Source organism: Rhizobium sp. 01T444, assembly GCF_056398305.1.
In genome coordinates, this window is sequence record NZ_JBFTPD010000002.1 from 1 (window position 1) to 23844 (window position 23844).

A 23844-nucleotide genomic window follows, 5' to 3' on the forward strand; every position below is an offset into this window, starting at 1 on the left:
GCAGACGATATTTTGCCAAAGGCAAAAATCGGTCGGTATTTTGCCAATAGGCAAAAACCTGGACGGACGACGCTAGCGTCGCCTGGATAACGCGGGGTGGAGCAGCCCGGTAGCTCGTCAGGCTCATAACCTGAAGGCCGCAGGTTCAAATCCTGCCCCCGCAACCAAACTCTTTCCGAAGATCAAAACGAAAAAGCCCTCCATATCGGAGGGCTTTCGTATGTCTGCACCAGCGCTCGCATCGTCGGGCTCCGTGCAATTCCATCTCCCCGAAATACCGAAGTCCGTTATCGCAGGCGCTAAGACCGCATCTTCGATGGCCATCCCGACGCCTAGTCCTGCGTTCAATAGCCGCAAGGGTCTACGCAGCGAATGCAGCAATGCCGCAACACAAAACCACAAGCCCGCCGCAAAGCGGGTTGTTTTATTGTCGCGAGAAAAAGCAATCACTTTTGTGCCGCTCGCCTGCGGTTCTCGTCATGCGACGAACTCGCCACCAGTTTCATTGCGGCAGCGAGCAGGACGATAGCACCGGGCAGCACGAGAGTGTTCCACTCAAGCTCTCCCTCGGTTTCTGCGATGAGCGTCGCAAAATGAACCACCAAATACAAAATGATGACCTGGAAGAAGAGAATCTTCAATTCATTAATTGTGGACAGCAGCATCCACCTCGGCACTTTTCGACGCTCATCGTCCGACACATCGAAAACGAATCCGAACGTAATCGCATATGCAAAGATGATCAGAATGATGCCGAAAATGAACTTATCGGTAGAACGCAGCACTGCCGCGATAACGGACGAACTTGGATCCATACGAACGGCCGCGAACGCATTTCCGAGCGTCAGCGTGCCCTCCCAGAACGTGAGTGCAGCACCGCTTAGAAGGCCTAAAGGCGCGATGATGATGACATAGCGCAGCGATAGAAACAGCGAGAGCATAAACGTACTCCGTCGGCGGAACTGACGGTGGTCAAACCACCTTGCTATGTCGGGGGCAACGGCTCCATCCGGGCATGCCCAGCACCCCGCGTCAGCAAAAGCTAATCAATGACTCCTGAACCAGAAGATCGGAGGAAAGGAACTCTGGTCAATCGTTCAGGTTATTCAGATATTTGCGTGTACGGTTGGCAAAGCATAGCCCGGACCGCTCCGCCCCGCCATTGCCGTCGGGTCATTCCAGGTCGAAATGGACTTGAAGCATAGTCTTGGGATTCCATGCCGATTACCGGGACTCCGGGGCAAGGCTAAAGTGGCAATTCGACGAACACGACCAGTCCGCCAGGAGCGCGTGACGATGACTTCAGATTCAAATCGGCATTTTTCCGTTTGGACATTGATGGCGATGGTCGTGGGCTCAATGGTCGGGGCCGGAATTTTTTCTCTGCCGCAGGCCTTCGGACGCGCGACCGGACCGTTCGGCGCATTGATCGCGTGGTCGATCGCCGGTATCGGCATGCTGATGCTAGCCTTCGTATTTCAGACACTGTCTCGACGAAAACCGGAGTTGGACGCAGGGATATACGCCTATGCAAAAGCCGGGTTCGGCAACTATCTCGGGTTTCTCTCTGCGCTTGGATATTGGTCGGCTGCCTGCCTCGGCAATGTTTCGTATTTCGTCCTGATCAAGTCGACACTTGGCTTGTTTTTCCCCGTCTTCGGGGACGGTAACACAATCATCGCGATCTTCTGCTCATCGATCCTGCTGTGGCTCTTTCACACGCTCATTCTGCGCGGTGTCAAAGGCGCAGCCGCGATCAACACCATCGTGACTTTCGCCAAGATCATTCCAATTATCCTTTTCATTGCCTTTGTTGCCTGGGGATTCCACGCGGATATTTTCGCTGCCAATTTCTGGGGCGGCGAGGACGTCAGTTTCAGCAACGTCGCCAGCCAGGTTCGCGCCACGATGCTTGTGACCGTCTTCGTCTTTGTCGGAATCGAAGGCGCCAGTGTGTATTCCCGCTATGCGCGGAACCGCAACGATGTTGGAGTGGCAACGCTTGTGGGTTTCCTCGGCGTATTATGCCTGCTTGCTCTTGTTACGATCCTTTCCTATGGCGCCATGTTGCGCGCCGATCTTGCAGGACTGCGCAATCCGTCCATGGCCGGCGTTCTGCAAAGCATCGTTGGACCTTGGGGGGCCGTATTTGTCAGTTTGGGATTGTTGATTTCCGTTCTGGGCGCCTACCTGTCGTGGGTGCTTCTCGCCGCAGAAATTCTTTTTTCGGCCTCGAAATACGAAACCATGCCGCGGTTTTTGTCGCACGAAAACAGAAACGGAGTGCCCTCGAACGCATTGTGGCTCACCAATATCGTCGTCCAAACGTTTTTGATTCTGACGCTGTTTACGCAATATGCGTTCAGACTTGCGCTCGAGCTGACGAGCTCGATGATCCTCGTTCCCTATCTCCTCGTTGCCGCGTACGGATTTAAACTTGCCTGGTCAGGCGAAACATACGACCGGGATCCGGCTGGCCACCGGACGGATCTGATACGTGCCGGGATCGCCCTGATATACACTGTGGGCTTGATCTATGCGGCCGGAGCAAAACACCTGCTGCTATCGGCGGTGATCTACGGGCCGGGTTCAATTCTCTTTATTGTTGCGCGCCGCGAAGGGGGCAAAACCGTCTTCACTCCAAGCGAATTGATCATGTTCGCAGCCGCGAGTCTCGGCGCGGCAATAGCGGTCTATTCCATCACAACAGGTCTCATTTCCGTTTGACCGAGCGCCGTGACGGTGTGCGTCGAAAGAAACGCTTTGGCGCCATTGCTGGCTCAGTTAGTCGCAGCGTTTCATTTCGGTCCAAAAGGTCGTTGCTTGCGTAAGTCGCGCACGAAAATCGGGACGCGAAGAATGGTCGTGGGATTCTATGCTGATCCACTGGAGGACCGAACAACACTATAATTCAAATCAGCACTCGCTACGGTCAGCGCACTCGGACATTTGATAGAGTTTTGTAGGGGACACCATGACTTCAGACTCTACTCAGAAATTCTCGTTGTTTGCGCTAACGGCCATGGTCGTCGGATCGATGGTCGGCGCTGGCATATTCAACCTGCCCGGTCGGTTCGGTGCCGCAACAGGCCCATTTGGCGCCATGATCGCCTGGGCGATCGCGGGCACCGGCATGTTCATGCTCGCCCGCGTGTTTCAAGCGCTTGCCGAGAAAAAGCCGGATATCGACTCGGGCGTGTTCGCCTATGCCAAGGCTGGCTTCGGCAACTATATGGGCTTCCTGTCGGCTTTTGGCTACTGGCTTGGTAGTTGCCTTGGCAACGTCTTCTACTGGGTGCTGATCGGCTCGACGCTGGGGCGCTTTTTCCCTGCCGTCTTCGGCGACGGAAGCAGCGCCACGGCGATCATCGTGTCGTTGATCGGTATCTGGGCATTTCATTTCATGATCCTGCGCGGCGTCGAGCAGGCGGCGTTCATCAACACCATCGTCACCATCGCCAAGATCGTGCCGATCCTCGTCTTCATCCTGATGCTGATCTTCTCCTTCCACTACGGGCAGTTCGCCGAAAACTTCTTCGGCGGCGCCGGCATGCCGGAAAAGTCGTTGGTCGCGCAGGTGCGTGACACCATGCTGATCACCGTGTTTGTTTTCCTCGGGATCGAAGGGGCGAGTGTCTATTCGCGCTTTGCCAAAGAGCGCGCGGATGTCGGCACCGCCACGATTCTGGGGTTCGTTGGCGTCACCGGCCTGATGGTGGCGGTCACCCTGCTGCCCTACGCAGCGATGCCGCAATCGGCTATCGCAGCCGTGCAGCAGCCTTCGATGGCCAGCGTTCTTGAGGCGGTCGTCGGTCATTGGGGCGCCGTCTTCATTTCCATCGGCGTTCTGGTCTCGGTTCTTGGCGCTTATCTCGCCTGGTCGCTGATTTGCGCCGAGGTCCTGTTTGCTGCCGCCAAATCTGAGGACATGCCGAGGCTTTTTGCCGCGCAGAACGGCAATCGGGTGCCTGCCAATGCCCTGTGGCTGACCAACATCGTCGTGTCGCTATTCGTCATCTCCACCTACTGGTCCCGGGATGCGTTCAACTTCATGCTCGACATGACCAGCGTCACGGCTCTTTTGCCCTATCTGCTTGTCGCGGGTTACGGCGTGCTGCTCGCCCGCAGTGGCGAAGGCTATGAAGAAACCGCCAATGAACGCGGCCGCGACCAGATCTTTTCCTGGATTGCGGTCATCTACACGATCATCATGTTCATCGCCGCCGGGCTGAAATATGTGCTGCTCGTAGCGGTCTTGTTCGTGCCAGGCACAATTCTCTACGTCTGGGCGCGGCGTGAGCAGAAGGTGCAGATGTTTACGTCTGTCGAACTCATCGTTTTGGCCGTCACGGTGATCGCCGGCATGATCGGCGCCTACGGCCTGCTGAGCGGCACTATCACGCCTTGATAGGGAGGTAGAAGAATCATGACCCAAGACATCACATTTGGCGTTCACTCCGAGGTCGGCCAATTGCGCAAGGTGATGGTTTGTGCGCCTGGTCGTGCCCATCAGCGCCTGACGCCGACCAACTGCGACGCCTTGCTCTTCGACGACGTTCTCTGGGTCGACAACGCCAAGCGCGATCATTTCGACTTCATGACCAAAATGCGCGACCGCGGTGTTGAAGTGGTGGAGATGCACAATCTGCTCGCTGAAACCGTTGCGGTCCCTGAAGGCAAGAAGTGGATACTCGACAACCAGGTGGTGCCAAACCAGGTCGGTCTAGGCCTCGTCGATGAAATCCGCAGCTATCTTGAAGGATTGTCCAACCGCGAATTGGCGGAAACCCTGATCGGTGGCCTGTCGACGCAGGAATTCCCTGAGACCCACGGCGGCGAAATGCTGAAGCTGGTACGCGAGGCGGCTGGCGTCACCGAATATCTGCTGCCGCCGCTGCCCAACACGCTGTACACCCGCGATACGACCTGCTGGATCTATGGCGGCGTGACGCTGAACTCGCTCTACTGGCCGGCACGCCACGAGGAGACCATACTCACCACCGCCATCTATAAATTCCATCCTGACTTCGCTGGCAAGGTCAAGGTATGGTGGGGCGATCCGACCAGGGACTGGGGTCTTGCCACGCTCGAGGGCGGAGACGTCATGCCGATCGGCAAAGGCAATGTGCTCATTGGCATGAGCGAACGCACCTCGCGCCAGGCGATCAGCCAGGTTGCCGTCAATCTCTTCGCGCAAGGTGCAGCCGAACGGGTCATTGTCGCGGCGATGCCGAAACTGCGTGCCGCGATGCACCTCGATACAGTGTTCACCTTTGCCGATCGCGACTGCGTGCTGCTCTATCCCGATATCGTCAATGGCATCTCCGCCTTTTCGTATCGGCCCGGTGCAACGCCGGGAACGGTCGAATTGCACAAGGATAAGGGAACATTTGTCGAGACTGTCCGTGATGCTCTAGGTCTCAAGGAGCTACGTATCGTTGAAACGGGTGGTAACGATTATATGCGCGAACGCACGCAGTGGGACAGTGGTGCCAATCTCGTTTGCGCTGCCCCAGGTGTCGTCTTCGCATATGATCGCAACACCTACACCAACACGCTTTTGCGTAAGCAGGGCATCGAGGTCATTACCATCACAGGCGCCGAGCTTGGCCGCGGTCGTGGCGGCGGCCATTGCATGACCTGCCCGATCATCCGCGACGCGGTGGATTACTAATTCTGGGATGCTTTGATCGCTGTGGCAAATACTGCGCACGCTTTATAGTAGCAAAGTTTAACGCCTACTGTGCGGAGGGTTAGTTGCAGGCGAAAATTGTTGCATTGGCGAGATCATTCTCAATTTTCGGTTTGGTTGTCGGCACTGTCTTTTTCGCTGCATCCTTAAGCCCGAGCCTAATGCCACGAACTTACCTGGTTCAAGGCATTGTTGCTGGTTTCTGCGCAGCGCTGGGTTATGGGATCGGCGTATTGCTGCGTTGGCKTTGGCTCTATTTGGAGCTGCCGCTGCCGCGTGTTCGAACAACTGTGAAGATCGCGTCTATTGTCATCTGCATCGCAATTGCGGCTATCGTTCTTTGGAGAGCCACCGAATGGCAGAACTCCATTCGGAAGCTGATGGGGCTCGATCCAGTGCAAAGCGCAGAGCCCTTTGAGCTCGTTGTCATTGCGCTGGCTGTGTTCGGTTTGCTGGTGTTGTTCGCGCGGCTCTTCAGGCTGACCTGGATGGCTCTCGCGGCTTTGTTCGAACGATTTCTTCCAAGACGAGTGTCCATTCTCGTCGGCGGTTTGATTGCAGTCGGATTGTTTTGGTCGATCGCAGAGGGTCTTCTTTTCAGAACAGCGTTGCGGATTGCGGATAGCTCATTCCAGCAGCTCGACGCCATGATTGACGATGATCTGGCGATGCCGGGTGATCCTCTAAAAACAGGCAGTGCGGCTTCTCTTATCGACTGGAAAGAACTGGGTCGGCGGGGCCGCGAGTTCATTATTTCCGGGCCTACAGGCGCTGAAATTGGCAATTTCTTCCACGAAAACGCTCTCGACCCTATCCGGGTTTATGTCGGACTTAACAGCGCAGATACCGCTGAGGAGAGAGCTCGGTTGGCTTTGGCGGAGCTCAAGCGAAACGGGGCTTTCAAGAGATCTATCCTGATCGTCATTGTTCCAACAGGGACTGGTTGGGTGGACCCTGCGGCAGTGGACACAGTCGAATTCCTTCACAAGGGCGATGTTGCGAGCGTAGCCCTCCAGTATTCATACCTGAGCAGCTGGCTGTCGCTGTTGGTCGAGCCAGCCTACGGCGCAGAAGCGGGGCGCGCGCTTTTTCGTGAAGTCTATCGCTATTGGATCACGCTCCCTCGTGATCGGCGCCCGAAACTGTACCTGCATGGGCTCAGCCTCGGCGCAATGAATTCAGAGCTTTCGGCCGATCTCTTCGATATCGTTGCCGACCCGTTTCAAGGCGCATTGTGGAGCGGGCCTCCCTTCCAGAGCCGCACGTGGAAGTCGGTGACTGCCAATCGCAATCCCGGTTCGCCCGCCTGGTTGCCGCGTTTCCGCGACGGCTCCATCGTTCGATTTACCAATCAGCATAATGCGCTGGACATCTCGGGTTCCGTCTGGGGGCCGATCCGGATCGTTTACCTGCAGTATGCCAGCGATCCAGTCACGTTTTTCGATTTTCATTCGCTCTACCGGGAACCTGATTGGATGAAGATGCCACGCGGTCCGGATGTATCCCCTGAGTTTCGCTGGTTCCCTCTGGTCACAATGACGCAACTTTTACTGGACATGGCAACAGCCACCACATCTCCGATCGGGTATGGCCATGTCTATGCACCGGAACACTATATCGATGCGTGGATTGCCGTCACTGATCCGCAGGGTCTTTCCCCCGATGATGTTCTCCGCCTCAAAACATTTTTCGAGAACAAGTTTCGAAGTGGCGCTGAGGTGGCCGCGCACGGATAGGGTCTTAGTCAACTACGGCGCTGGTCGACTGTAGTGTCGTATGCATTGCCGACGGCGCATTCAAAAAGAGACGCAACGCATCACTCTGGGATTCTGTGCCAATTTCCTCGCTGCATTCGCGCGATATGTTTTCGATGTGGCCTCGTGATCAAGGTCTAAGGGTTCGGTTCACAACTTGGAGGGTGTCATGTCTAGTCTGATCGCCATCGTCTATCCAACGGAAGCAAAGGCTGAGGAGGTGCGCCGACGCCTTATCGAACTGCAGAAGGAGTATTTGATCAAACTTGGTGACGCTGTCATCGCAACCAAGACACAGGGCGGCAAAGTCAGGCTGAACCAGCTTGTAAGTATGACGACGTCTGGAGCTGTATCGGGCAGTTTTTGGGGCCTTCTCGTGGGTGTCCTATTTCTGAACCCGCTCATCGGCGCGGCGGTGGGGGCGGCATCGGGAGCCATCGCAGGCGCACTAACCGATGTCGGCATAGACGATGCATTCATGAAAGACCTTGCGAGCAGTCTGCAGCCCGGGAATGCGGCGTTGTTTGTGCTGGTGCAGGAAATGACGGCCGATAAGCTGCTGAAGGAGATATCCGGTTTTGGCGGTGTGGTGCTTAAAACCTCCTTGGATGAGACCAAGGAGCAGACTTTACGTGATGCCCTGCAGAAAGATGCGGCAGCCTAATTGGCCGATGTTCACGCCTGAAGCGTAACCCATTGTGATCGCCGGCATTGAGCCGGCGAGAAGGAGGTATACGGAAATCGAAATTTTCGAAGTCGCCAAGCAATCCAGGCGACGCCCAATCGGCGCATGAACATCCTGATATTCCGTTTGGCGAGCCGATAGGGAGTGAAACATGACAGGACAAAGGCAATTCGGACCTATTGCGACCGGTATTCTGATTCTTGCCCTCCTTCATTTCGCTCAGGCGATCTTCGTTCCGCTTGCATTCTCGCTGTTTCTCATCGCGTTGGTTTGTCCAATCCAATCCACACTGCAGCGGTGGTTGCCGCAGCTGATAGCGCTGCTCCTCACCCTTATTCTAACGATGGCAATCATTGCCGCCATCAGTTCATCGGTCGCTTGGGGGTTCGGCAAACTCGGTCAATGGCTTTTCACCAATGCGGGTCGTTTCCAGCTCATCTACGCGAGCTGGACCGATTGGCTGGAAGGACATGGCATAGCAATCGCCGGCGTGCTCGCCGACCGTTTCGATGTGAGGTGGCTGGTCGGCTTCACGCAAGGAATGGCCGGTCGAGTCAATAGTTTTGCCGGCTTCGCACTGCTGGTTCTTGTCTTCACCATGCTTGGTCTGCTCGAGGTTGGCGATTTCAACGAAAGACTGAAGACCCCTGCTGCACAGCCTTATGGCGCGCGCATTCTCCTTGCAAACCGCGAGATTGGCATGAAATTGCGCCGCTTCATGATCGTGCGCACATTCGCCAGTTTGTTGACGGGTCTCGTCGTCTGGATGTTCGCGCTCGCGGCAGGGCTGGAACTTGCGGCCGCTTGGGGCGCGATCGCCTTTACGCTCAATTATATTCCGTTCTTGGGTCCGTTTGTCGCAACGGTATTGCCGACACTGTTTGCCATTGCCCAATTCGAGTCATGGCCGATGGCGGTCGGGGTCTTCGTGGGGCTCAACCTGATCCAATTTGTTATCGGGAGCTATCTTGAGCCGCTGCTGATTGGCACTTCTCTTTCGATTTCGCCGTTTGCGGTAATTTTCGCAGTGTTTTTCTGGAGCTTCATGTGGGGTGTTCCTGGCGCCTTCATCGGTGTGCCAATTCTAATTGCCTTCATTGTCTATTGCTCAGGCGAGAAATCCACGAGATGGATCGCGACACTCGCTTCGCGAGGGTCGTCGACATGACCGGCCGGTGAATCTGGGCCGGTCAGCGTGAAGACTGTCGTTGTTCCGCCCTCTTTGCTTCCCGAGCATCGCCGAGCGGGCGGGTGAACCGGCCTGAAAACCATTCTGCAAATCGTTCCACAACGACGAACAATCCCGGGATCAACAATATTCCCACGGTCGTTGCCGCCAACATGCCTCCGAGAATGGTGACGCCAAGTGCCTGGCGGGCGTTGGCACCGGCGCCCGTTGCGACCACCAGCGGGATCATCCCCAAGATAAAGGAAACGGCAGTCATCATCACCGCCCTAAAACGCTGAGCCGCTGCGGAAACCGCTGAATCAACGATCGAGAGCCCGCGCTCCCGCTCAACTCGCGCAAATTCGACGATCAGGATGGCATTTTTCGAAGCGAGGCCAATCAGTAAAACGATACCAATCTGGGCATACAGCGAGTTTTCCAGTCCTGATACTGCGAGCGCCGTGATTGCGCCTAAAGCGGCAAAGGAGAGCGAGAGGATAATGGAGACCGGCAGGGTCCAGCTTTCGTACTGGGCAACAAGAAACAAGAACGCAAAGATGAGCGCCAGCGCCAAAATCATGGGGGTCTGCGCCGCAGATTGCCGCTCCTGCAGGGACAGCCCTGACCATTCGTAGCCGTAGCCTTCAGGCAGCACTTCTGAGGCCGCGCTCTCGAAAGCCGCCATCGCCCGAGCCGAACTGGTTCCCACAGCTGGAATTCCGTTTATAGGAGCGGCGGGAAAAAGATTATAGCGCGACAGCGAAAACGGTCCGAGGTCTGGTTCCAGGGTTACCAGAGTGCGCAGGGGTACCATCGTGCCATCGCGGCTTCTGACATGCAGATTGAGAACATCATCCGGAATTGTTCTGAACTGGCTGTCCGCCTGCAGGTTGACCTTGAATGATCTGCCGTCATGCGTGAAATCGTTGACATATCTTCCGCCGAACTGGGCACCGAGCGTCGAATAAATTTGATCGACGCTGACGCCCAGGCTTTCGGCACGCACGCGATTGACATTCACGAAAACCCGGGGGACATCCGCCGAGAAAGAACTGGATGCAATCGCAATCTCCGGCGTCTGGCCGGCAGCGGCTATCAGCGCCCGTGCCACCTGACTGATGTCTTCCGGCGATTGGCCCAAGTGTGCTTGTAGCCTGAAGTCCAATCCCCCCACTTGCCCGATGCCGGGGATGGGCGGAGGAGCGAATACAGCAACGTTGGCCTGCGGAAGGGTCGAGAAGCGCGCATTGAGCGATGCCAATAAGGCTGTTGTTGACAGGTTTGGCGCGTCTCTTTTTTCCCAGGGATCCAGCATGACAATGGCGAAGCCGCCATTCGGCACAGAGCCGCCCTGCAGAAGGCTGAAACCGGATATCGTCACGACCTTCGCCACGCCCTCCGTTTCTCGCAGCGCCGCTTCAACCTGTTGCATCGTTTTTTCGGTGGTCGAAAGTGTGGATGCATTGGGTAGCTGAAGGTCCACAAAGAGGAAGCCCTGATCCTCATCCGGCAGGAATGACGACGGCACTTTCAGGAAAAGCAGCATTGCTACGACGATCGTGGCAGCAAGGATGCCAAGAACAATGACGATACGCCGAGCGAGACCGCTGACAACACGGGTATAGCCACTACGCGTCTTTTCCAGCACGGACTCGAATCTTGCCAGCGGCCCGCTGAGTTCTGCCGGCTTGCGGAGAAGGGTCGCGCAAAGGGCCGGGCTCAAGGTTAAGCCGATAAAAGATGAAAAGACGAGCGATGCGGAGATTGTGACCGCAAACTGCCGGTAAAGCTGGCCGTTAATGCCTTGCAGAAATGCCGTCGGAACAAACACGCCCAGTAGCACCATCGTCGTGGAGATGATCGGGCCGGTGACCTGTAGCATGGCCCTTTCACTGGCAGTTTTTGCGTCCAATCCCTGATCTTTCATGAGCCGCTGCACATTTTCCACGACGAGAATGGCGTCATCAACAACAAGTCCCGTCGCCAGTATGAGCGCAAGCAGCGTGATGAGATTGATTGAAAACCCCGCGACATAAAGAACGGCGAATGTGGCGATCAGCGATGCCGGAATGGCGAGCGCAGGAATTATGGTGGCGCGCCATTCGCCAAGAAACAAGAAAGTGACCGCCACCACAATTACGAAGGTGATTGCGAGCGTTATGATGATTTCGCGAATGGACGCGCGCACGAACTGCGTCGAGTCATAAACCGGCTCATAGGTCAGACCGTGCGGAAACTGTCGCGAGAGAGTTTCAAGTTCCTTCGTCACCGCATCTGCTGTACCCAGCGCATTGGCGCGCGGCGCCTGATTTACGACGAGCATTGCACCAGGAGCTCCGTTCACTCTCACGCTGGACGCGTAGCTTTGCGCCCCGAGTTCGACCCGGCCGATATCGCGAATGCGAACGAGAGCGCCCGCCTGGCCTGTCTTCACGATAATGTCGCGGAAGGCTCCGGTCTCCTCAAGTCGGCCTTGGGCGACCAGCGTGTACTGAACCTTCGCATTGTCTTGCGAAGGTGGACCGCCGACCTGGCCGATCGACGCCTGAATATTCTGGGCTTGAATTGCCGATGCGACATCATCCGGTGTTATCTCGAGCGCTGCCATGCGCACGGGATCCATCCAGATGCGCATACTATATTGGGACGATCCCATGACCGACGCTTCGCCGACACCCGGCACGCGCGATAGGGCGTCTGTGACATTCATGGAGAGGTAATTGGCAATGTCGAGTTCGCTGAGCGTGTGATCCGGGGAATAGAAGCCGAAGGCCACCAGGAAATCAGGAGAGCGGGCTCGCACGGTGATCCCCTGCTGGGAGACCGCGGCCGGCAACTGTGCGGTTGCAAGTTGAGCACGATTCTGGACGTTGATCTGGGCGAGGTTGGGATCGGTGCCGACGGCGAAGGTCACCGTTAGGGTATAGGAACCGGCATCGGAGCTGTTTGATGACATATATATCATGTCATCGACGCCATTGATCGCCGTTTCCAGAGGGTCCCCGACCACCTTTGCGATGACCTCGGCATTGGCGCCGGGATAGAAAGCCGAAACCGTGATGCTTGGCGGCGTTATGTTGGGATATTGGGCAATGGGAAGCCCGAAAATTGATAGGCCGCCGGCGAGGCATAGGATAATGGCGACGACAATTGCGAACCGTGGACGGGAGATGAAGAAGCCCGAAATCATGGCTGCTTCCCAGCATCTTGCTCGACGGGCTGGACAGCGATGCCATCGGAGAGCCGCTGCGTCCCTTGCACAACGATCTTTTCTCCCGATTTCACACCCTGTCGGACAGCCCACAGATCACCGACCTTCGCCCCGGTGTCGATACGGCGTTGCCGAACAATATTGTTCTCACCCATCACGTATAAGAAGCGACCGTCGCGGTCCTGCAGGACGGCGGTTTGGGGCACGGATGGCCCCATGGCCTGCTGGACGCTACCGACAATGAGCTTGACGAACTGGCCAGGCATCAACAGTCCCTCGGGATTTGGGAATATCGTTCCGACGGTTGCTGTTCCTGTTCTTGAATCGACTTCTGGCGATAGGAACTCCAGAATACCATCCTGATTGTAAACGCTGCCGTTCGGTAACCTCAGGGTCAATTTCATGGCCTCGGCTGTCGATTTCATCTCCGCCGCGTCTCTTTGACGAAAGGTTGTGATGTCTCCTTCGGTGACAGAAAAGGCAACGCGCACCGGATCGACCTGCACCAGTCGAACAAGCGCTCCGACATCCGGACCAACGAAATTGCCTTTGGTAAAAAGCGGCTGACCGACGCGGCCCGAGATCGGCGCTGTTATGCGCGTGTAGGAAAGATCGAGTTCAGCCTTCGTGAGGCCTGCCTGAGCTGCGGCAAGGTCGGCGGTCGCAATCTCAAAGGCTGTCTGGGACTCTTCATAGGCGGCGCGCGCCACGGTGCTGCGTCGGACAAGTTCCGCATTCCTGTTTCGATTATCCGTGGCCTGGTGAAGGGTTGCCTCGGCACGTGCGACCTGCGCCTTGGCAGTGGCGACGGCAGCTTCATAGAGCGCAGGCTCAATGACGAACAGAATATCGCCATCGCTTACGGCCGCGCCCGGACTGAATGCGACTTCCTCGATGAAACCCGAAACGCGAGCGCGAACGTCCACCGCCTCCAGGGCCTCTACGCGGCCGATATTCTCACTCGGAGATTCAACCGGTCCATCGACAACCGATTGCACCACGACAGTGGGGGGCGGCCGGCCCACAGGAGGGGTGTCCTGCGCTGAAATGCGGACCGGCAATGCTAAAAAAAAGACGAGCCAAGGAGAGATGGCAAGGATAGTCCAGGAGATATTTTTCATCTGGATCTCCAAGGCGATAGCATCGTCGCACGGAGAAAATATATATTGCGGACCACTGTGCGAACAAGAAATTCCCTACCACTCCACATAGAAATGGACTGATTGCCAAGATTTGGGACGTGGAGCGAATAGAGGTCAGTTTGACCTGTTGCGCACCAAGAGATGTGTCGGCCATTTGCTGCTGACGTGCAGGGGTGGTCCGAGCTATTCCGAGCACCACCCAGAAGTGGCATGCAAGCGTTCATATGCTGTTAACCACGTCGGCGCTGCAGTTGTGCCGGGCGATCCCTGTGCAGCTTTGGATGTAAGCAACATCTAAACAATCCGGATTAATTGTGTTATGCACTATTGCTACGCAGGGGTGAGTGTCTGGCCGTCGGGGGGAGTGATGTCGGAGCAGCATCTTCAGAAAAGGGTGATTTGCTTGATTTCAGTAGACGTAGCCGCGGTAGGCGACCGGTTGCGTGCTCTCCTAGTTATCGGGAGTGTGAAGCTATGAGAGCCGAAGGCGCGATCGGACGAGATATATTGGCCAACGGCACAATCTCAGATGCAAAGCCCGCGGCGCCGAAGCAAACACCAGTTGAGCCCGAACAGGGAGCACGTGGCACCAAGCACCTGCCCACATATGAGCTCACGACACACGATCTTCCCCCGGGATACCAGTTTGAAGCTTGGCGCAACAACTTTGCACCCATGCTAGAGTTCGACGAACCCGACGACGTGACAGTCGGCTTTGGCGGCAAGCAAGTGACCTGGGACCTTGGTTGCCTTGCCTTCTCTCGCATCGAGACCGACGCATTGGGTTTCGTCAGCCTGCCCGGACATACACGACGGGATCCACTGGATCACTGGACGCTGACGACGTTACTTTACGGGTGCGTGAATACCATTGCACCAGCCAGGACGTTTGAAGGCAGTGCTGGTGTGGTTCAGGTCCATCCTCTTGGCCGACCCTTCGAAGGGAACATCACCAATAGCGAGATGCTGATGTTGTTCGTTCCACGTGATTTTTGCGCCGAAGTAACGAGCGCTCTGAATGCCGCGGAATTCTCCAATCTCAGCACCGGAATGGGGCGACTGTTCACGGACTACATGATTGGCCTTGCCAAGCGGCTGCCGGTGATTGATGAAGCTGAACTTCCAGCACTGGTGGCTGCCACCCGGGCAATGATACTCGCCTGTGCGTCGCCTTCTGCAGACCATATCGAGGAAGCGCGGGAGCCGATTGCATCGGTGCTGATCGAAAGGGCGCATCGAATTATCCAGGCCAGATTATTCGATCCGAAGTTTGGGGCAGATTCCCTGCGTCGGGAACTTGGCGTCTCACGCTCACGGCTCTATCGCCTGTTTGAACCGTTCGGCGGCGTCATGCATTATATTCAGCATCGGCGCCTGCTCGATGCGCATTCGGCACTGAGTGATCCGACCGATCAACGCCGTATCATCGAGATCGCTGAGCAACACTGTTTCAACGATGGGACGGAATTCAGCCGCGCTTTCCGGCGCGAATTTGGTTGTAGTCCCACCGACGTAAGGAGCGGGCAAAAGGCCGATCTGCCGTACAGGCCGGCGACCGATCTAAAGGCGTACGCGCCTGAAGAACGGTTTGGCGTACTGTTACGCCGGCTTCACGGCTAAGGTGGGCCGACGATCGCTTTAAACGAGACAGGAGCGGGACCGCATCCGGTCTGGAAGCGCTGAAACCAGCGATCTGTTCTCGCTCTAGCAGGACATCAGCGGTGGAGACAGGCGCAGGTGTTGTTTTCACCCATGCGCAGTGGTAGTATTCAGTAGTAGCGTTGCAGCTTTGGCGCGCGCTTTGTATGTTTCGTCTGTGAGTTGCTTCTAATCAGCAGAAAATCTCTCGCACATGAGGAACATACTCAGCCGCCACTCAACGGTGCCTCCGCCTGTTTGTCTTAAACGTGAACGGATATACTGGAGGAAAAAATGACCAAGTGCACGATAGGTCTTACTCTCTTAGGCTGCCTTGCCTTGTCTGGCTGCCAATCTGCTTCGACGTCCCAAGGAGGACGCAGTAACGAGTTCGGCTGCATCGCCGGTACGGTCGGCGGCGCGGTCGTCGGCGGATTGCTTGGCGCAACTATTGGCTCAGGGACCGGACAGCTCTGGGCTGTTGGCGGCGGTGCCACGCTGGGCGCTGCGGGCGGCAGTGCCTTGACATGTCATTGACGCGAAAGGTCGGAATTATGAAAAGAGTAGTCCTGCTGACGGGATTCGTTTTTTTTACCACCATTGCGGCCACCGCGCAGAATCAACCGGTCGCTATGAACCAGGGCCAAATGGATCGGCTCGATCGTGACAAGAATGGAGCGGTCGACCGATCCGAATATCAAGCCTTCATGACGTCGGCCTTCACGGGCCTGGACAAGAACAAGGACGGCAGCCTGAACTCTGACGAAGTTGTCGGAGTTCTGACTGTMCAGCAATTCTCCGCCACCGACGCCAACGGTGACGGCAAAGTGAGCCAGAGCGAGTTCCTGAATAGGGTGATGGCGGACTTCAAGACCGCCGACCGCGGCGGCGACGGGAACCTGCAGTAACGCACAAGCGACCGAAGCGCCAAGGAAAGCGTGTTTCTGCTCGCCTCTCTACGCGGTAGTGACGGCCAGACGTGTTCGTCCGGCAGGCGACCCTCAAATAGTTCATCACGCCGGTCTCGTGAGGCTCAGGGATGTGGGACCGGGTTTGCCTACTCGTCGCGTCGCAAGTTGCGAATTCGGTCGAAAAGAACCGCAAGCACGATTGCCCCACCGATAAAGCAGCCTTGCCAGAAGGCGTTGATGCCGAGCAGGCCAAGACTGTTGCGAATAACCTCGATGAGCGCGGCGCCGATCAACGCTCCAAAGGCGGTGCCGACGCCGCCGGCCAGATTGGCGCCCCCGATGACCGCAGCGGCAATGACCTGAAGTTCCATCCCGGCGCCGATATTTGTGGTGACAGCGCCGAGCCAACCGGTCTGGATGATGCCGGCAACCCCCGCCGACAGGGCGGAAATCATATAGACGATGACCTTGATCCTCTGCACGGGAACGCCAGTCAGTGTAGCGGCGTGCTCATTGCCGCCGATGGCAAAAACATAGCGGCCGAACTTGGTCCAGCGCAGCACAAAACCGGTAATGAGTGCCAGCACGACCATGTAAAGCACTGGATTGGCGATGCCGAAAAGCCAAGCACCACCACCCAGCGCCAGCAGCTTGTCGTGATCAGGCCCGAACTGGAAAACGACGGTGTTGTTGGACGCAACCATCGCAAGGCTGCGCGCGATCGACAACATGCCGAGCGTGACGACGAAAGGCGGGAAGCCAAGATAGGCAATCAACAGGCCATTGAAAGCTCCGACTAAAAGAGCGGTACCGATCGAGGCGGCGATGCCGACCTCAATGCTGTACCCCGCGTGCATGACGACCGCCAGCACCATGCTGCACAGGCAAAGCACGGAGCCAACGGACAAGTCGATGCCGCCGGTGATGATGACCAGCGTCATGCCCAGCGCGATAATTGCGACGAAGGTGACGTTGCGGGTGATATTGTAGATGTTCTTTGCCGTCGCAAAGGAGTCTGTCGCCATCGACAGAAAAATGCAGGCGAGAATGACCGCAATCAGAACCCAGAATGTCTGGCCGCCCAAGATCGCCGCAAGCCAGCTCCGTTGCTTCTGTCCGATCGTCTGGTCAAGTGTAATCGCCATCGTCGACCTTCTTTCTTGCTGCTGCAACGGATAGCATCGATCACACCTGTTCGATGGCGCCGGTGATCAGTCCCGTCACTTCCTCCGGCGAACTTGCCGCAATTGGCTTGTCGGCCACTTTTCTGCCCCGCCGCATCACGATCACGCGGTCTGCGACCGAAAAGACGTCGGGCATGCGGTGGCTGATCAGGACAACGACAATGCCCCGGTCACGCAATTGGCGGATCAGATTGAGAACCTCGGCCACCTGGCGCACGGAAATGGCTGCTGTCGGCTCGTCCATCAGCACGATTTTCGCTTCCGACAGCATCGTGCGAGCAATCGCGACCGCTTGCCGCTGTCCGCCTGACATTTGCTTGACGAGATCGCGCGGCCGCGTCTCGGATTTGAGTTCGCGAAATATCTCGCCGGCGCGCTTGTACATGGTCTTGTAGTCGAGGATGCGAAGAGGCCATACGCCGCGGCGCAATTCTCGTCCAAGGAATACGTTCGCTGCCGCCGTAAGATTGTTGCAGAGCGCCAGATCCTGATGAACGATCTCGATGCCATGCAGTCGTGCCTCCTTCGGCCGATGAAGCACGAGATCGGCGCCATCGAGGCGCATAGTTCCGTGGCTCGGCCGAAAGTTGCCGGCGATCATCTTGACCAATGTGGACTTACCGGCGCCGTTATCACCCATGAGGCCGACCACTTGCCCCGCTTCGAGTGAAAACGAAACATCGTTGACGGCCTGGATGGCACCGAAATGTTTGGAAATATTGGTGAGCTCGAGAACCGCCACCAGCCTCCTGGCCTCCCAAAAACTTGTCGCTATCTGTTCGCTCCGGACCCGGCTTGTTTTCGACGAGGCTCAAGCGACTTCGCCTTTCCAATATCCTCCCAGGAAAAGCGATTATTAGCATTTACGCAAAACCCCGCGACAGCGTCAACTCATTGTCCGAGGTGTTGGCCCATTTGTAACAAAAATCTGTTTTGTCGGACAAATATCAATTGACGGAAGTGGCGTCCGAATATTAGCTATCACTGGGAGAGAGAGCATGCTGATCCTTGTTACCGGTGCGACGGGCAAGGTCGGGCGGCGCTTCATTGCTGGGCTGCTTGACGATCCGAGATTTTCCAAAGCCCGTATTCGCGCGCTTTGTCATAATCGTTTGTGCGAGGCGACAGACCGTGTCGAAGTCATCCGCGGCTCGATCGCCGATCGCGATGTTGTGGCCGCGGCGCTCTCTGATGTTACCCATGTCGTGCATCTCGCCACATGCAAGGAAACGCCTGAAGACGTCATAGATGTCACGGTCAAAGGTCTCTTTTGGCTGCTTGAGGAGTTCCGTGCGAGCATCACAGCACGCCAGTTCATCCTGATCGGTGGCGATGCGGGCATCGGGCATTTCCACTATCGCCACAATGGGCCGATCACCGAGAGCGCTCCCCATTGCGCCTATCCGGGAAGCTACGCGCTCTCCAAGGTTCTGGAAGAGGTCATGCTGGAGCAGTTTGGCATTCAGTACGACCTCAATGGCTGTTGCCTACGCGCGCCCTGGATCATGGAAAAGGACGATTTCAAATATTCGCTGTCCTTTGGAGACGACGTCTTCGGTGGCCCGGACTGGAAGACGCTCGTTCCGGAAGAAGCCGCGCGGGGCTATGCGGCTATGGGTACGGTGCCGCTGCTGCTCGATGCTGACGGCCGCCCGCTGAAACGCAACTTTGTGCATGTCGATGACCTCGTATCCGCAATATTGGCAGCGATCGACAACCCTCGGGCGGAGCGGCAACTCTTTAATATCTGCATGGATCGACCGGTCGACTATGCCGAAGTCGCCGCCTACCTATCTCGCACGCGAGATCTCGGCTCCGTCGAGATTCCGAGCCGCTTTCATTCCAATTGGATGGACAACAGCAAGGCGAAATACCTGCTGGATTGGCGGCCAAACTACGATCTCGAAATGCTTATCGACTCGGCGTGGCAATACGAGCGTTCGAAGGAGGAGCCTCGTATCGTTTGGTATCCGGGTTGATTTGGTGTGGCGGGCATGCCGTGCCCGTCTGTTTCAAGGGAGGAAACCATGAGGAAGGCATTATTACTTACAGCCGCAGTTTTGGCACTGACCGCCGGGCAGGCCCTGGCCAAGAAGCAACTCGTCATCGTCGTCAAGGGCCTCGACAATCCATTCTTCGAAGCAATCAATCAAGGTTGCCAGAAATGGAACAAGGAAAACCCGACTGCGGAATATGAGTGCTTCTACACCGGTCCGGCATCGACATCGGATGAAGCCGGCGAAGCGCAGATCGTGCAGGATATGTTGGGCAAGGCAGATACGGCCGCAATCGCGATTTCGCCGTCAAATGCAAAGCTCATCGCCCAGACCCTGAAGACCGCCAATCCGACGGTTCCGGTGATGACGCTTGATGCCGATCTTGCAGCCGAGGATGCAGCCCTGCGCAAGACCTATCTCGGCACCGACAACTATCTGATGGGTGCACGCATCGGCGAGTACATCAAGAAGGCCAAGCCGAAGGGCGGTAAGATCTGCACAATCGAAGGCAATCCGGGAGCGGACAATATTCTACGCCGCGCCCAAGGCATGCGCGACACGCTCACTGGCCAGAAAGGCCTGACCGCATTGAAAGGCGAGGGCGGTTGGACCGAGGTCGCCGGCTGCCCGGTCTTCACCAATGACGACGGTGCCAAGGGTGTGCAGGCAATGACCGATATCCTCGCGGCCAATTCCGACCTCGACGCATTCGGCATCATGGGCGGCTGGCCATTGTTCGGCGCGCCGCAACCCTATCGTGACCTGTTCAAGCCGATGGCCGACAAGATCGCCAGCAACGATTTCGTCATCGGTGCTGCCGATACGATCGGTGACGAGGTTGCTATTGCGAGAGAAGGCCTGGTGACTGCACTCGTTGGCCAACGGCCGTTCGAGATGGGCTACAAGGCACCTACGGTGATGATGGATCTGATTGCCGGCAAGGCAGTTGAAGATCCGGTATTCACCGGGCTCGATGAGTGCACGAAGGACACAGTCGATACCTGCATTCAAAAGTAGGCTCGCGGCTTGGCGCACCCGGTACAAGGGTGCGCCGACTGCCTCGACGTGGCGGATCGAAAGATCTGCAGGGCTTGACGCGCCCTGAATTCCGAGCTTTGTGCCGGATCCAATCGCAGGCGACTTCCTCGTTATTACGATTGTTTTGATAATACGTGCAGACAGTCGAAAGAATGCTGAGGCAGTAGAAATAGATGCCTGACAAGAAATCGGGAAAGCCTATGACTCCGGTCGAGGTGGCGACGGCTGACCGCTCAGCCACCACAAGGCGCCCAAATGCTCCCCGCATGACTGGGCTGAGTGTTCATGTGTCTTTGGCGGGCGAGATCGGCCTCCGAATCGTGCGCGGTGACTATCCGCCCGGCACGATCCTGCCAAACGAGGCAAAATGGTCACAAGTCTTTGAAGTCAGCCGGTCGGCGGTGCGCGAAGCGATCAAGATGCTGATGGCCAAGGGCCTGCTTTCTTCCCGTCCGAAAATCGGCAGTTGGGTCGAACCCAAGGAACGTTGGAACCTGCTGGATCGGGATGTATTGGGTTGGTATGCCGCGTCACCCGATCGCGAATCGTTTCTGAGGACCGTGCAAGAACTCAGGCATATTATCGAGCCGGAAGCGACTGCGCTTGCTGCTGAGCGCCGAACTGAGGAGCAAATGAACGTGATCAGTCAGGCCCTGCATGACATGGGTCACGCGACATCACTCCAGCAGCGAACGGAAGCCGATGCGCGATTTCATATCGCGATCTTGCGCGCCTCTGGTAACGATCTGCTGGTGCCGCTCGGCGTATTGATTGAATCGGCGCTGAACCACCTCTTCACTCATGTCACGCGTGAGGAAGACGACTTGGTATATGTGCTGAAACTTCATGAAAATATTGAGAAAAGCATCCGATTGCAGCGACCGAACATGGCGCGCAACGCAGTCCGCAAGGTGCTGGCAAATACAGACCAAATCATAGCACGGTGGTCACGATAGAAGTCTGTATCCTGTCTGGCTGAGGAAGCGGTCACCAGCCCCGCGTGCGTATCTATYCACCGACGGAAAAGCCCGCTCTCACGCGGGCTTTTTGTTGGCCAAGAGCTGAAATTAAAACCCCGTTGCTTAGGAAGCCAGCGGCGCAGCTTTCCGAGGCGACCTTGCCATCAGCCGYGCATAAGCGATGGCTGACAGCATATTGACGTGGTTGGCGCGGCCGGTTCCGGCGATGTCGAAGGCAGTGCCATGATCGACCGAGACGCGGTCGATCGGCAGCCCGAGGGAGACGTTAACGGCGGTCTCAAAAGCGACGAGCTTGATCGGGATGTGACCCTGGTCGTGATATTGGGCGATCACCAGATCGAAGGCGCCGTTATAGGCGCGGGCGAAGACCGTGTCGGCGGAGATCGGGCCGACCACGTCGATACCCTTGGCCTGGGCGAGTTCGACGGCAGGTGCCAGGAATTCGGTGTCTTCGGTTCCGAACAGGCCGTTTTCGCCACAATGCGGGTTGAGACCGGCAACGGCGATGCGGGCCTTCTTGCCGAGGCGCATGAAGTGATTGTGGCCGGCTTCGATTGTTGCCAGCACGCGGTCAGTCTTGGCCCGCTCGATCGCACCCTTCAGCGAGACGTGGGTAGAGACGTGAATGGTGTTCAGCCGCTCGGAGGCGAGCAGCATGAAGGAACTCTTGGAACCGGTCAGATGTGCCAGCAGGCCGGTATGGCCATCGAAATGATGGCCGGCGAGGTTCATGGCTTCCTTGTTGATCGGCGCCGTGACGATGACGTCAGCCTCCTTCGACATTGCGAGATCGACGGCGCGGGCGATGTAGCGAACGGAGGCGTCGCCGGCGACCGGGCTGACCTTGCCGATTTCGGGGAGGGGGGCGCCAAGCGGTACCTCATCGACCGCGATGGTGTTTCCGTCATCGGAGGCGGAGGGGCCAAAATTGAGGCTGACGTCAGTGGCGCGCGCAGCGCGTTCCAATGCTTCGGCATTGCCAACGATGACGAAATCGCGCCGTTCGGCGGCCGGCAGTGCAGCCAGCGCCTTGACGATCACTTCAGGGCCTACGCCGGCAGGGTCGCCGAGGGTTACTGCGACTTTTGCATTTCTGTCCATCAGTCAAATTCCTCTTGAAAGCCCTGCCTCAATAGGCTGCTTCGTAGATCGAGCGTATGTCAGTGCGCGTCAAGTCGCGCGGATTGTTATCCAGGAGCCTGCGGATCGCGAAAGCATCGTCGGCCATGGCATCTAGATCGTTTTCCGGCACGCCGAGGCCGGAGAGCGTCATTTCGATGCCGAGTTCGGCGCAGAAGGCATAGGCCGCATCGAAGACCGATTTGACGGTATCGGATGTGTCGCGGCCAAGCGCTTCCATGACTGCCTTCGTCTTTTCCGGCACGGCCGGGGTGTTGAAGGCGAGAACATGCGGGAAGATCAGCGCATTGGCCGCGCCATGGGCGACATGCCAGCGGGTGCCGAGCGGATAGGCGAGTGCATGGCCGCCGGCTGTATTGACCGGGCCAAGGCAGAAGCCGCCATAGAGTGAGGCCAGTGAAAGCCCGGCACGGGCTTCGGCATCCGAGCCGTCGCGCACGGCTCTTGCAAGATACTTGCCGACGAGCCGCGTTCCTTCGATCGCATACATGTCGATCATCGGATGCGCCTTGCGATTGGTGAAAGCCTCGACGCAATGCGCCATGGCATCGACACCGGTTGCGGCGGTGGTGCGGGCTGGAACGGAGAAGGTCAGCGACGGGTCGATGACGGCGATATCGGCGAGCATGTGAAGGCTCTCGACTGCGAGTTTAGCCTTGGTCTCGGGATCGGTGACGAGCGCGCGGATGCCGGCCTCGCTGCCGGTGCCCGATGTGGTCGGCACCTGCGCGAGCGCTGCCTTGCGCGCCTTTTGCACCTTGTTCGGGCCGACAACTTCGCGAAGCATCTGCTGCGAGCCGGCAAGTACGGCAGCGAGCTTGGCAAGATCCATGGCGCTACCACCGCCGAAGCCGACGATGAGCTCAGCCTGTGTCGCTTCTGCCGCGGCGAGCACTTTGTCGAGATTGGCAATATCCGGCTCGGGCGTTACATCGGAGAAGACCGAAACCTCACCCGTCAGCTGCAACACATCAATGCGTGCGGCGTTGAAAGCATCCGAGATAACCAGCGTTCGGGAATAACCCTTGCCGGCCGCCCAGGCGCCCAACTTCCCCGCAGTTCCGACACCGAACTCGATCAGGTGTGGCCGGACAACGGTAATAGGTGAATCCAAACTGACCATATACGGTCCTCCCGATGCGCGACGGCCTCGACCGCCAATGATGTAAATTTGTTATCCCGTCCTATCGTTTTTGGCAAGAATGAATGAGGGTTTTTCTCGTCTGTCGATCAATTTCCGGCAAGTGGGACGTGTTTTTCATGGCCTAAGCATGGCTTAGTATGTTGATATATAACAGTTATTG

The 23844-nt window shown here is 57.1% G+C and carries 19 protein-coding genes and 1 tRNA gene; 13 read left to right on the top strand and 7 right to left on the bottom strand.

The genetic code is table 11. The features are described 5' to 3' along the window. Positions 1-90 precede the first annotated feature (90 nt). Positions 91-167 (top strand) — tRNA-Met (locus tag AC1DTN_RS02780). A 279-nt stretch (positions 168-446) separates the two neighbouring features. Here AC1DTN_RS02780 and AC1DTN_RS02785 read toward each other — a convergent pair. Then, positions 447-941: a YqhA family protein gene (locus AC1DTN_RS02785; protein ID WP_113322757.1), complete on the bottom strand. Its 495-nt coding sequence runs from the start codon at positions 939-941 to the stop codon at positions 447-449. Positions 942-1296: 355 nt separating this feature from the next. Here AC1DTN_RS02785 and AC1DTN_RS02790 point away from each other — a divergent pair, with 355 nt between their 5' ends. The 6 genes from AC1DTN_RS02790 (at position 1297) to AC1DTN_RS02815 (ending at position 9299) form a co-directional block, all read left to right on the top strand. Continuing rightward, positions 1297-2727 carry a basic amino acid/polyamine antiporter gene (locus tag AC1DTN_RS02790; RefSeq protein WP_113322755.1) on the top strand — a complete coding sequence of 477 codons (1431 nt, stop codon included), beginning with the start codon at positions 1297-1299 and terminating at the stop codon, positions 2725-2727. Between the two features lie 247 nt (positions 2728-2974). Next, a complete protein-coding gene (locus tag AC1DTN_RS02795; RefSeq protein WP_477919902.1) occupies positions 2975-4408 on the top strand; it encodes a basic amino acid/polyamine antiporter in 1434 nt (477 codons plus the stop codon). Positions 4409-4426: 18 nt separating this feature from the next. Next, entirely contained in the window at positions 4427-5674 is a 1248-nt protein-coding gene (gene arcA, locus AC1DTN_RS02800; RefSeq protein WP_477919904.1) for an arginine deiminase, read from the top strand. A gap of 83 nt (positions 5675-5757) precedes the next feature. After that, positions 5758-7428, top strand: coding sequence for an alpha/beta hydrolase (locus AC1DTN_RS02805; RefSeq protein WP_477919906.1), 1671 nt, complete (start codon positions 5758-5760; stop codon positions 7426-7428). Between the two features lie 187 nt (positions 7429-7615). After that, positions 7616-8110 carry a DUF1269 domain-containing protein gene (locus AC1DTN_RS02810; RefSeq protein ID WP_025669117.1) on the top strand — a complete coding sequence of 165 codons (495 nt, stop codon included), beginning with the start codon at positions 7616-7618 and terminating at the stop codon, positions 8108-8110. Between the two features lie 172 nt (positions 8111-8282). Beyond that, positions 8283-9299, top strand: coding sequence for an AI-2E family transporter (locus AC1DTN_RS02815; RefSeq protein WP_477919907.1), 1017 nt, complete (start codon positions 8283-8285; stop codon positions 9297-9299). A 22-nt stretch (positions 9300-9321) separates the two neighbouring features. Here the strand turns inward: AC1DTN_RS02815 and AC1DTN_RS02820 are convergent, their stop codons facing one another. Together AC1DTN_RS02820 and AC1DTN_RS02825 are read right to left on the bottom strand one after the other, a co-directional pair. Continuing rightward, a complete protein-coding gene (locus tag AC1DTN_RS02820; protein ID WP_439016434.1) occupies positions 9322-12489 on the bottom strand; it encodes an efflux RND transporter permease subunit in 3168 nt (1055 codons plus the stop codon). Continuing rightward, positions 12486-13535, bottom strand: coding sequence for an efflux RND transporter periplasmic adaptor subunit (locus AC1DTN_RS02825; RefSeq protein ID WP_477920067.1), 1050 nt, complete (start codon positions 13533-13535; stop codon positions 12486-12488). Before AC1DTN_RS02825 ends, AC1DTN_RS02820 begins: the two co-directional genes overlap by 4 nt. 591 nt (positions 13536-14126) lie before the next feature. Here AC1DTN_RS02825 and AC1DTN_RS02830 point away from each other — a divergent pair. The 3 genes from AC1DTN_RS02830 (at position 14127) to AC1DTN_RS02840 (ending at position 16198) form a co-directional block, all read left to right on the top strand. Beyond that, on the top strand, positions 14127-15272 hold the full coding sequence (locus tag AC1DTN_RS02830; protein ID WP_442206933.1) for an AraC family transcriptional regulator: 1146 nt from the start codon (positions 14127-14129) through the stop codon (positions 15270-15272). Between the two features lie 312 nt (positions 15273-15584). After that, positions 15585-15827, top strand: a complete 243-nt coding sequence (locus AC1DTN_RS02835; RefSeq protein WP_310386141.1) for a glycine zipper 2TM domain-containing protein — start codon at positions 15585-15587, stop codon at positions 15825-15827. Between the two features lie 17 nt (positions 15828-15844). Continuing rightward, entirely contained in the window at positions 15845-16198 is a 354-nt protein-coding gene (locus AC1DTN_RS02840; protein ID WP_477919908.1) for an EF-hand domain-containing protein, read from the top strand. A 149-nt stretch (positions 16199-16347) separates the two neighbouring features. Here AC1DTN_RS02840 and AC1DTN_RS02845 read toward each other — a convergent pair whose 3' ends face one another. Together AC1DTN_RS02845 and AC1DTN_RS02850 are read right to left on the bottom strand one after the other, a co-directional pair. Next, positions 16348-17346, bottom strand: coding sequence for an ABC transporter permease (locus AC1DTN_RS02845; protein WP_113322736.1), 999 nt, complete (start codon positions 17344-17346; stop codon positions 16348-16350). 40 nt (positions 17347-17386) lie between these two features. Then, positions 17387-18127 (bottom strand): ATP-binding cassette domain-containing protein, encoded by a 741-nt coding sequence (locus AC1DTN_RS02850; protein WP_310386138.1) that lies wholly within the window; start codon positions 18125-18127, stop codon positions 17387-17389. A gap of 256 nt (positions 18128-18383) precedes the next feature. Between AC1DTN_RS02850 and AC1DTN_RS02855 the strand changes: the two genes are divergently transcribed. From AC1DTN_RS02855 to AC1DTN_RS02865, 3 genes are all read left to right on the top strand, one after another. Next, positions 18384-19364: an NAD-dependent epimerase/dehydratase family protein gene (locus AC1DTN_RS02855; protein WP_477919910.1), complete on the top strand. Its 981-nt coding sequence runs from the start codon at positions 18384-18386 to the stop codon at positions 19362-19364. A gap of 48 nt (positions 19365-19412) precedes the next feature. Next, positions 19413-20399, top strand: a complete 987-nt coding sequence (locus AC1DTN_RS02860; RefSeq protein ID WP_029868596.1) for a substrate-binding domain-containing protein — start codon at positions 19413-19415, stop codon at positions 20397-20399. A 194-nt stretch (positions 20400-20593) separates the two neighbouring features. After that, positions 20594-21376 carry a FadR/GntR family transcriptional regulator gene (locus AC1DTN_RS02865; RefSeq protein WP_477919911.1) on the top strand — a complete coding sequence of 261 codons (783 nt, stop codon included), beginning with the start codon at positions 20594-20596 and terminating at the stop codon, positions 21374-21376. Positions 21377-21502: 126 nt separating this feature from the next. Here the strand turns inward: AC1DTN_RS02865 and pdxA are convergent, their stop codons facing one another. Both pdxA and AC1DTN_RS02875 read right to left on the bottom strand, forming a co-directional pair. Then, positions 21503-22501: a 4-hydroxythreonine-4-phosphate dehydrogenase PdxA gene (pdxA, locus tag AC1DTN_RS02870; RefSeq protein ID WP_477919913.1), complete on the bottom strand. Its 999-nt coding sequence runs from the start codon at positions 22499-22501 to the stop codon at positions 21503-21505. A 28-nt stretch (positions 22502-22529) separates the two neighbouring features. Then, positions 22530-23663 carry an iron-containing alcohol dehydrogenase gene (locus AC1DTN_RS02875; RefSeq protein ID WP_113322728.1) on the bottom strand — a complete coding sequence of 378 codons (1134 nt, stop codon included), beginning with the start codon at positions 23661-23663 and terminating at the stop codon, positions 22530-22532. Positions 23664-23844: the final 181 nt, after the last annotated feature.

Coding starts and splice junctions, on each gene's coding strand:
- AC1DTN_RS02790 (WP_113322755.1), top strand. CDS start 1,297: ATGACTTCAGATTCAAATCGGCATTTTTCCGTTTGGACATTGATGGCG.
- AC1DTN_RS02860 (WP_029868596.1), top strand. CDS start 19,413: ATGAGGAAGGCATTATTACTTACAGCCGCAGTTTTGGCACTGACCGCC.
- arcA (WP_477919904.1), top strand. CDS start 4,427: ATGACCCAAGACATCACATTTGGCGTTCACTCCGAGGTCGGCCAATTG.
- AC1DTN_RS02830 (WP_442206933.1), top strand. CDS start 14,127: ATGAGAGCCGAAGGCGCGATCGGACGAGATATATTGGCCAACGGCACA.
- AC1DTN_RS02855 (WP_477919910.1), top strand. CDS start 18,384: ATGCTGATCCTTGTTACCGGTGCGACGGGCAAGGTCGGGCGGCGCTTC.
- AC1DTN_RS02835 (WP_310386141.1), top strand. CDS start 15,585: ATGACCAAGTGCACGATAGGTCTTACTCTCTTAGGCTGCCTTGCCTTG.
- AC1DTN_RS02875 (WP_113322728.1), bottom strand. CDS start 23,663: ATGGTCAGTTTGGATTCACCTATTACCGTTGTCCGGCCACACCTGATC.
- AC1DTN_RS02785 (WP_113322757.1), bottom strand. CDS start 941: ATGCTCTCGCTGTTTCTATCGCTGCGCTATGTCATCATCATCGCGCCT.
- AC1DTN_RS02820 (WP_439016434.1), bottom strand. CDS start 12,489: ATGATTTCGGGCTTCTTCATCTCCCGTCCACGGTTCGCAATTGTCGTC.
- AC1DTN_RS02865 (WP_477919911.1), top strand. CDS start 20,594: ATGCCTGACAAGAAATCGGGAAAGCCTATGACTCCGGTCGAGGTGGCG.
- AC1DTN_RS02815 (WP_477919907.1), top strand. CDS start 8,283: ATGACAGGACAAAGGCAATTCGGACCTATTGCGACCGGTATTCTGATT.
- AC1DTN_RS02845 (WP_113322736.1), bottom strand. CDS start 17,346: ATGGCGATTACACTTGACCAGACGATCGGACAGAAGCAACGGAGCTGG.
- AC1DTN_RS02795 (WP_477919902.1), top strand. CDS start 2,975: ATGACTTCAGACTCTACTCAGAAATTCTCGTTGTTTGCGCTAACGGCC.
- AC1DTN_RS02810 (WP_025669117.1), top strand. CDS start 7,616: ATGTCTAGTCTGATCGCCATCGTCTATCCAACGGAAGCAAAGGCTGAG.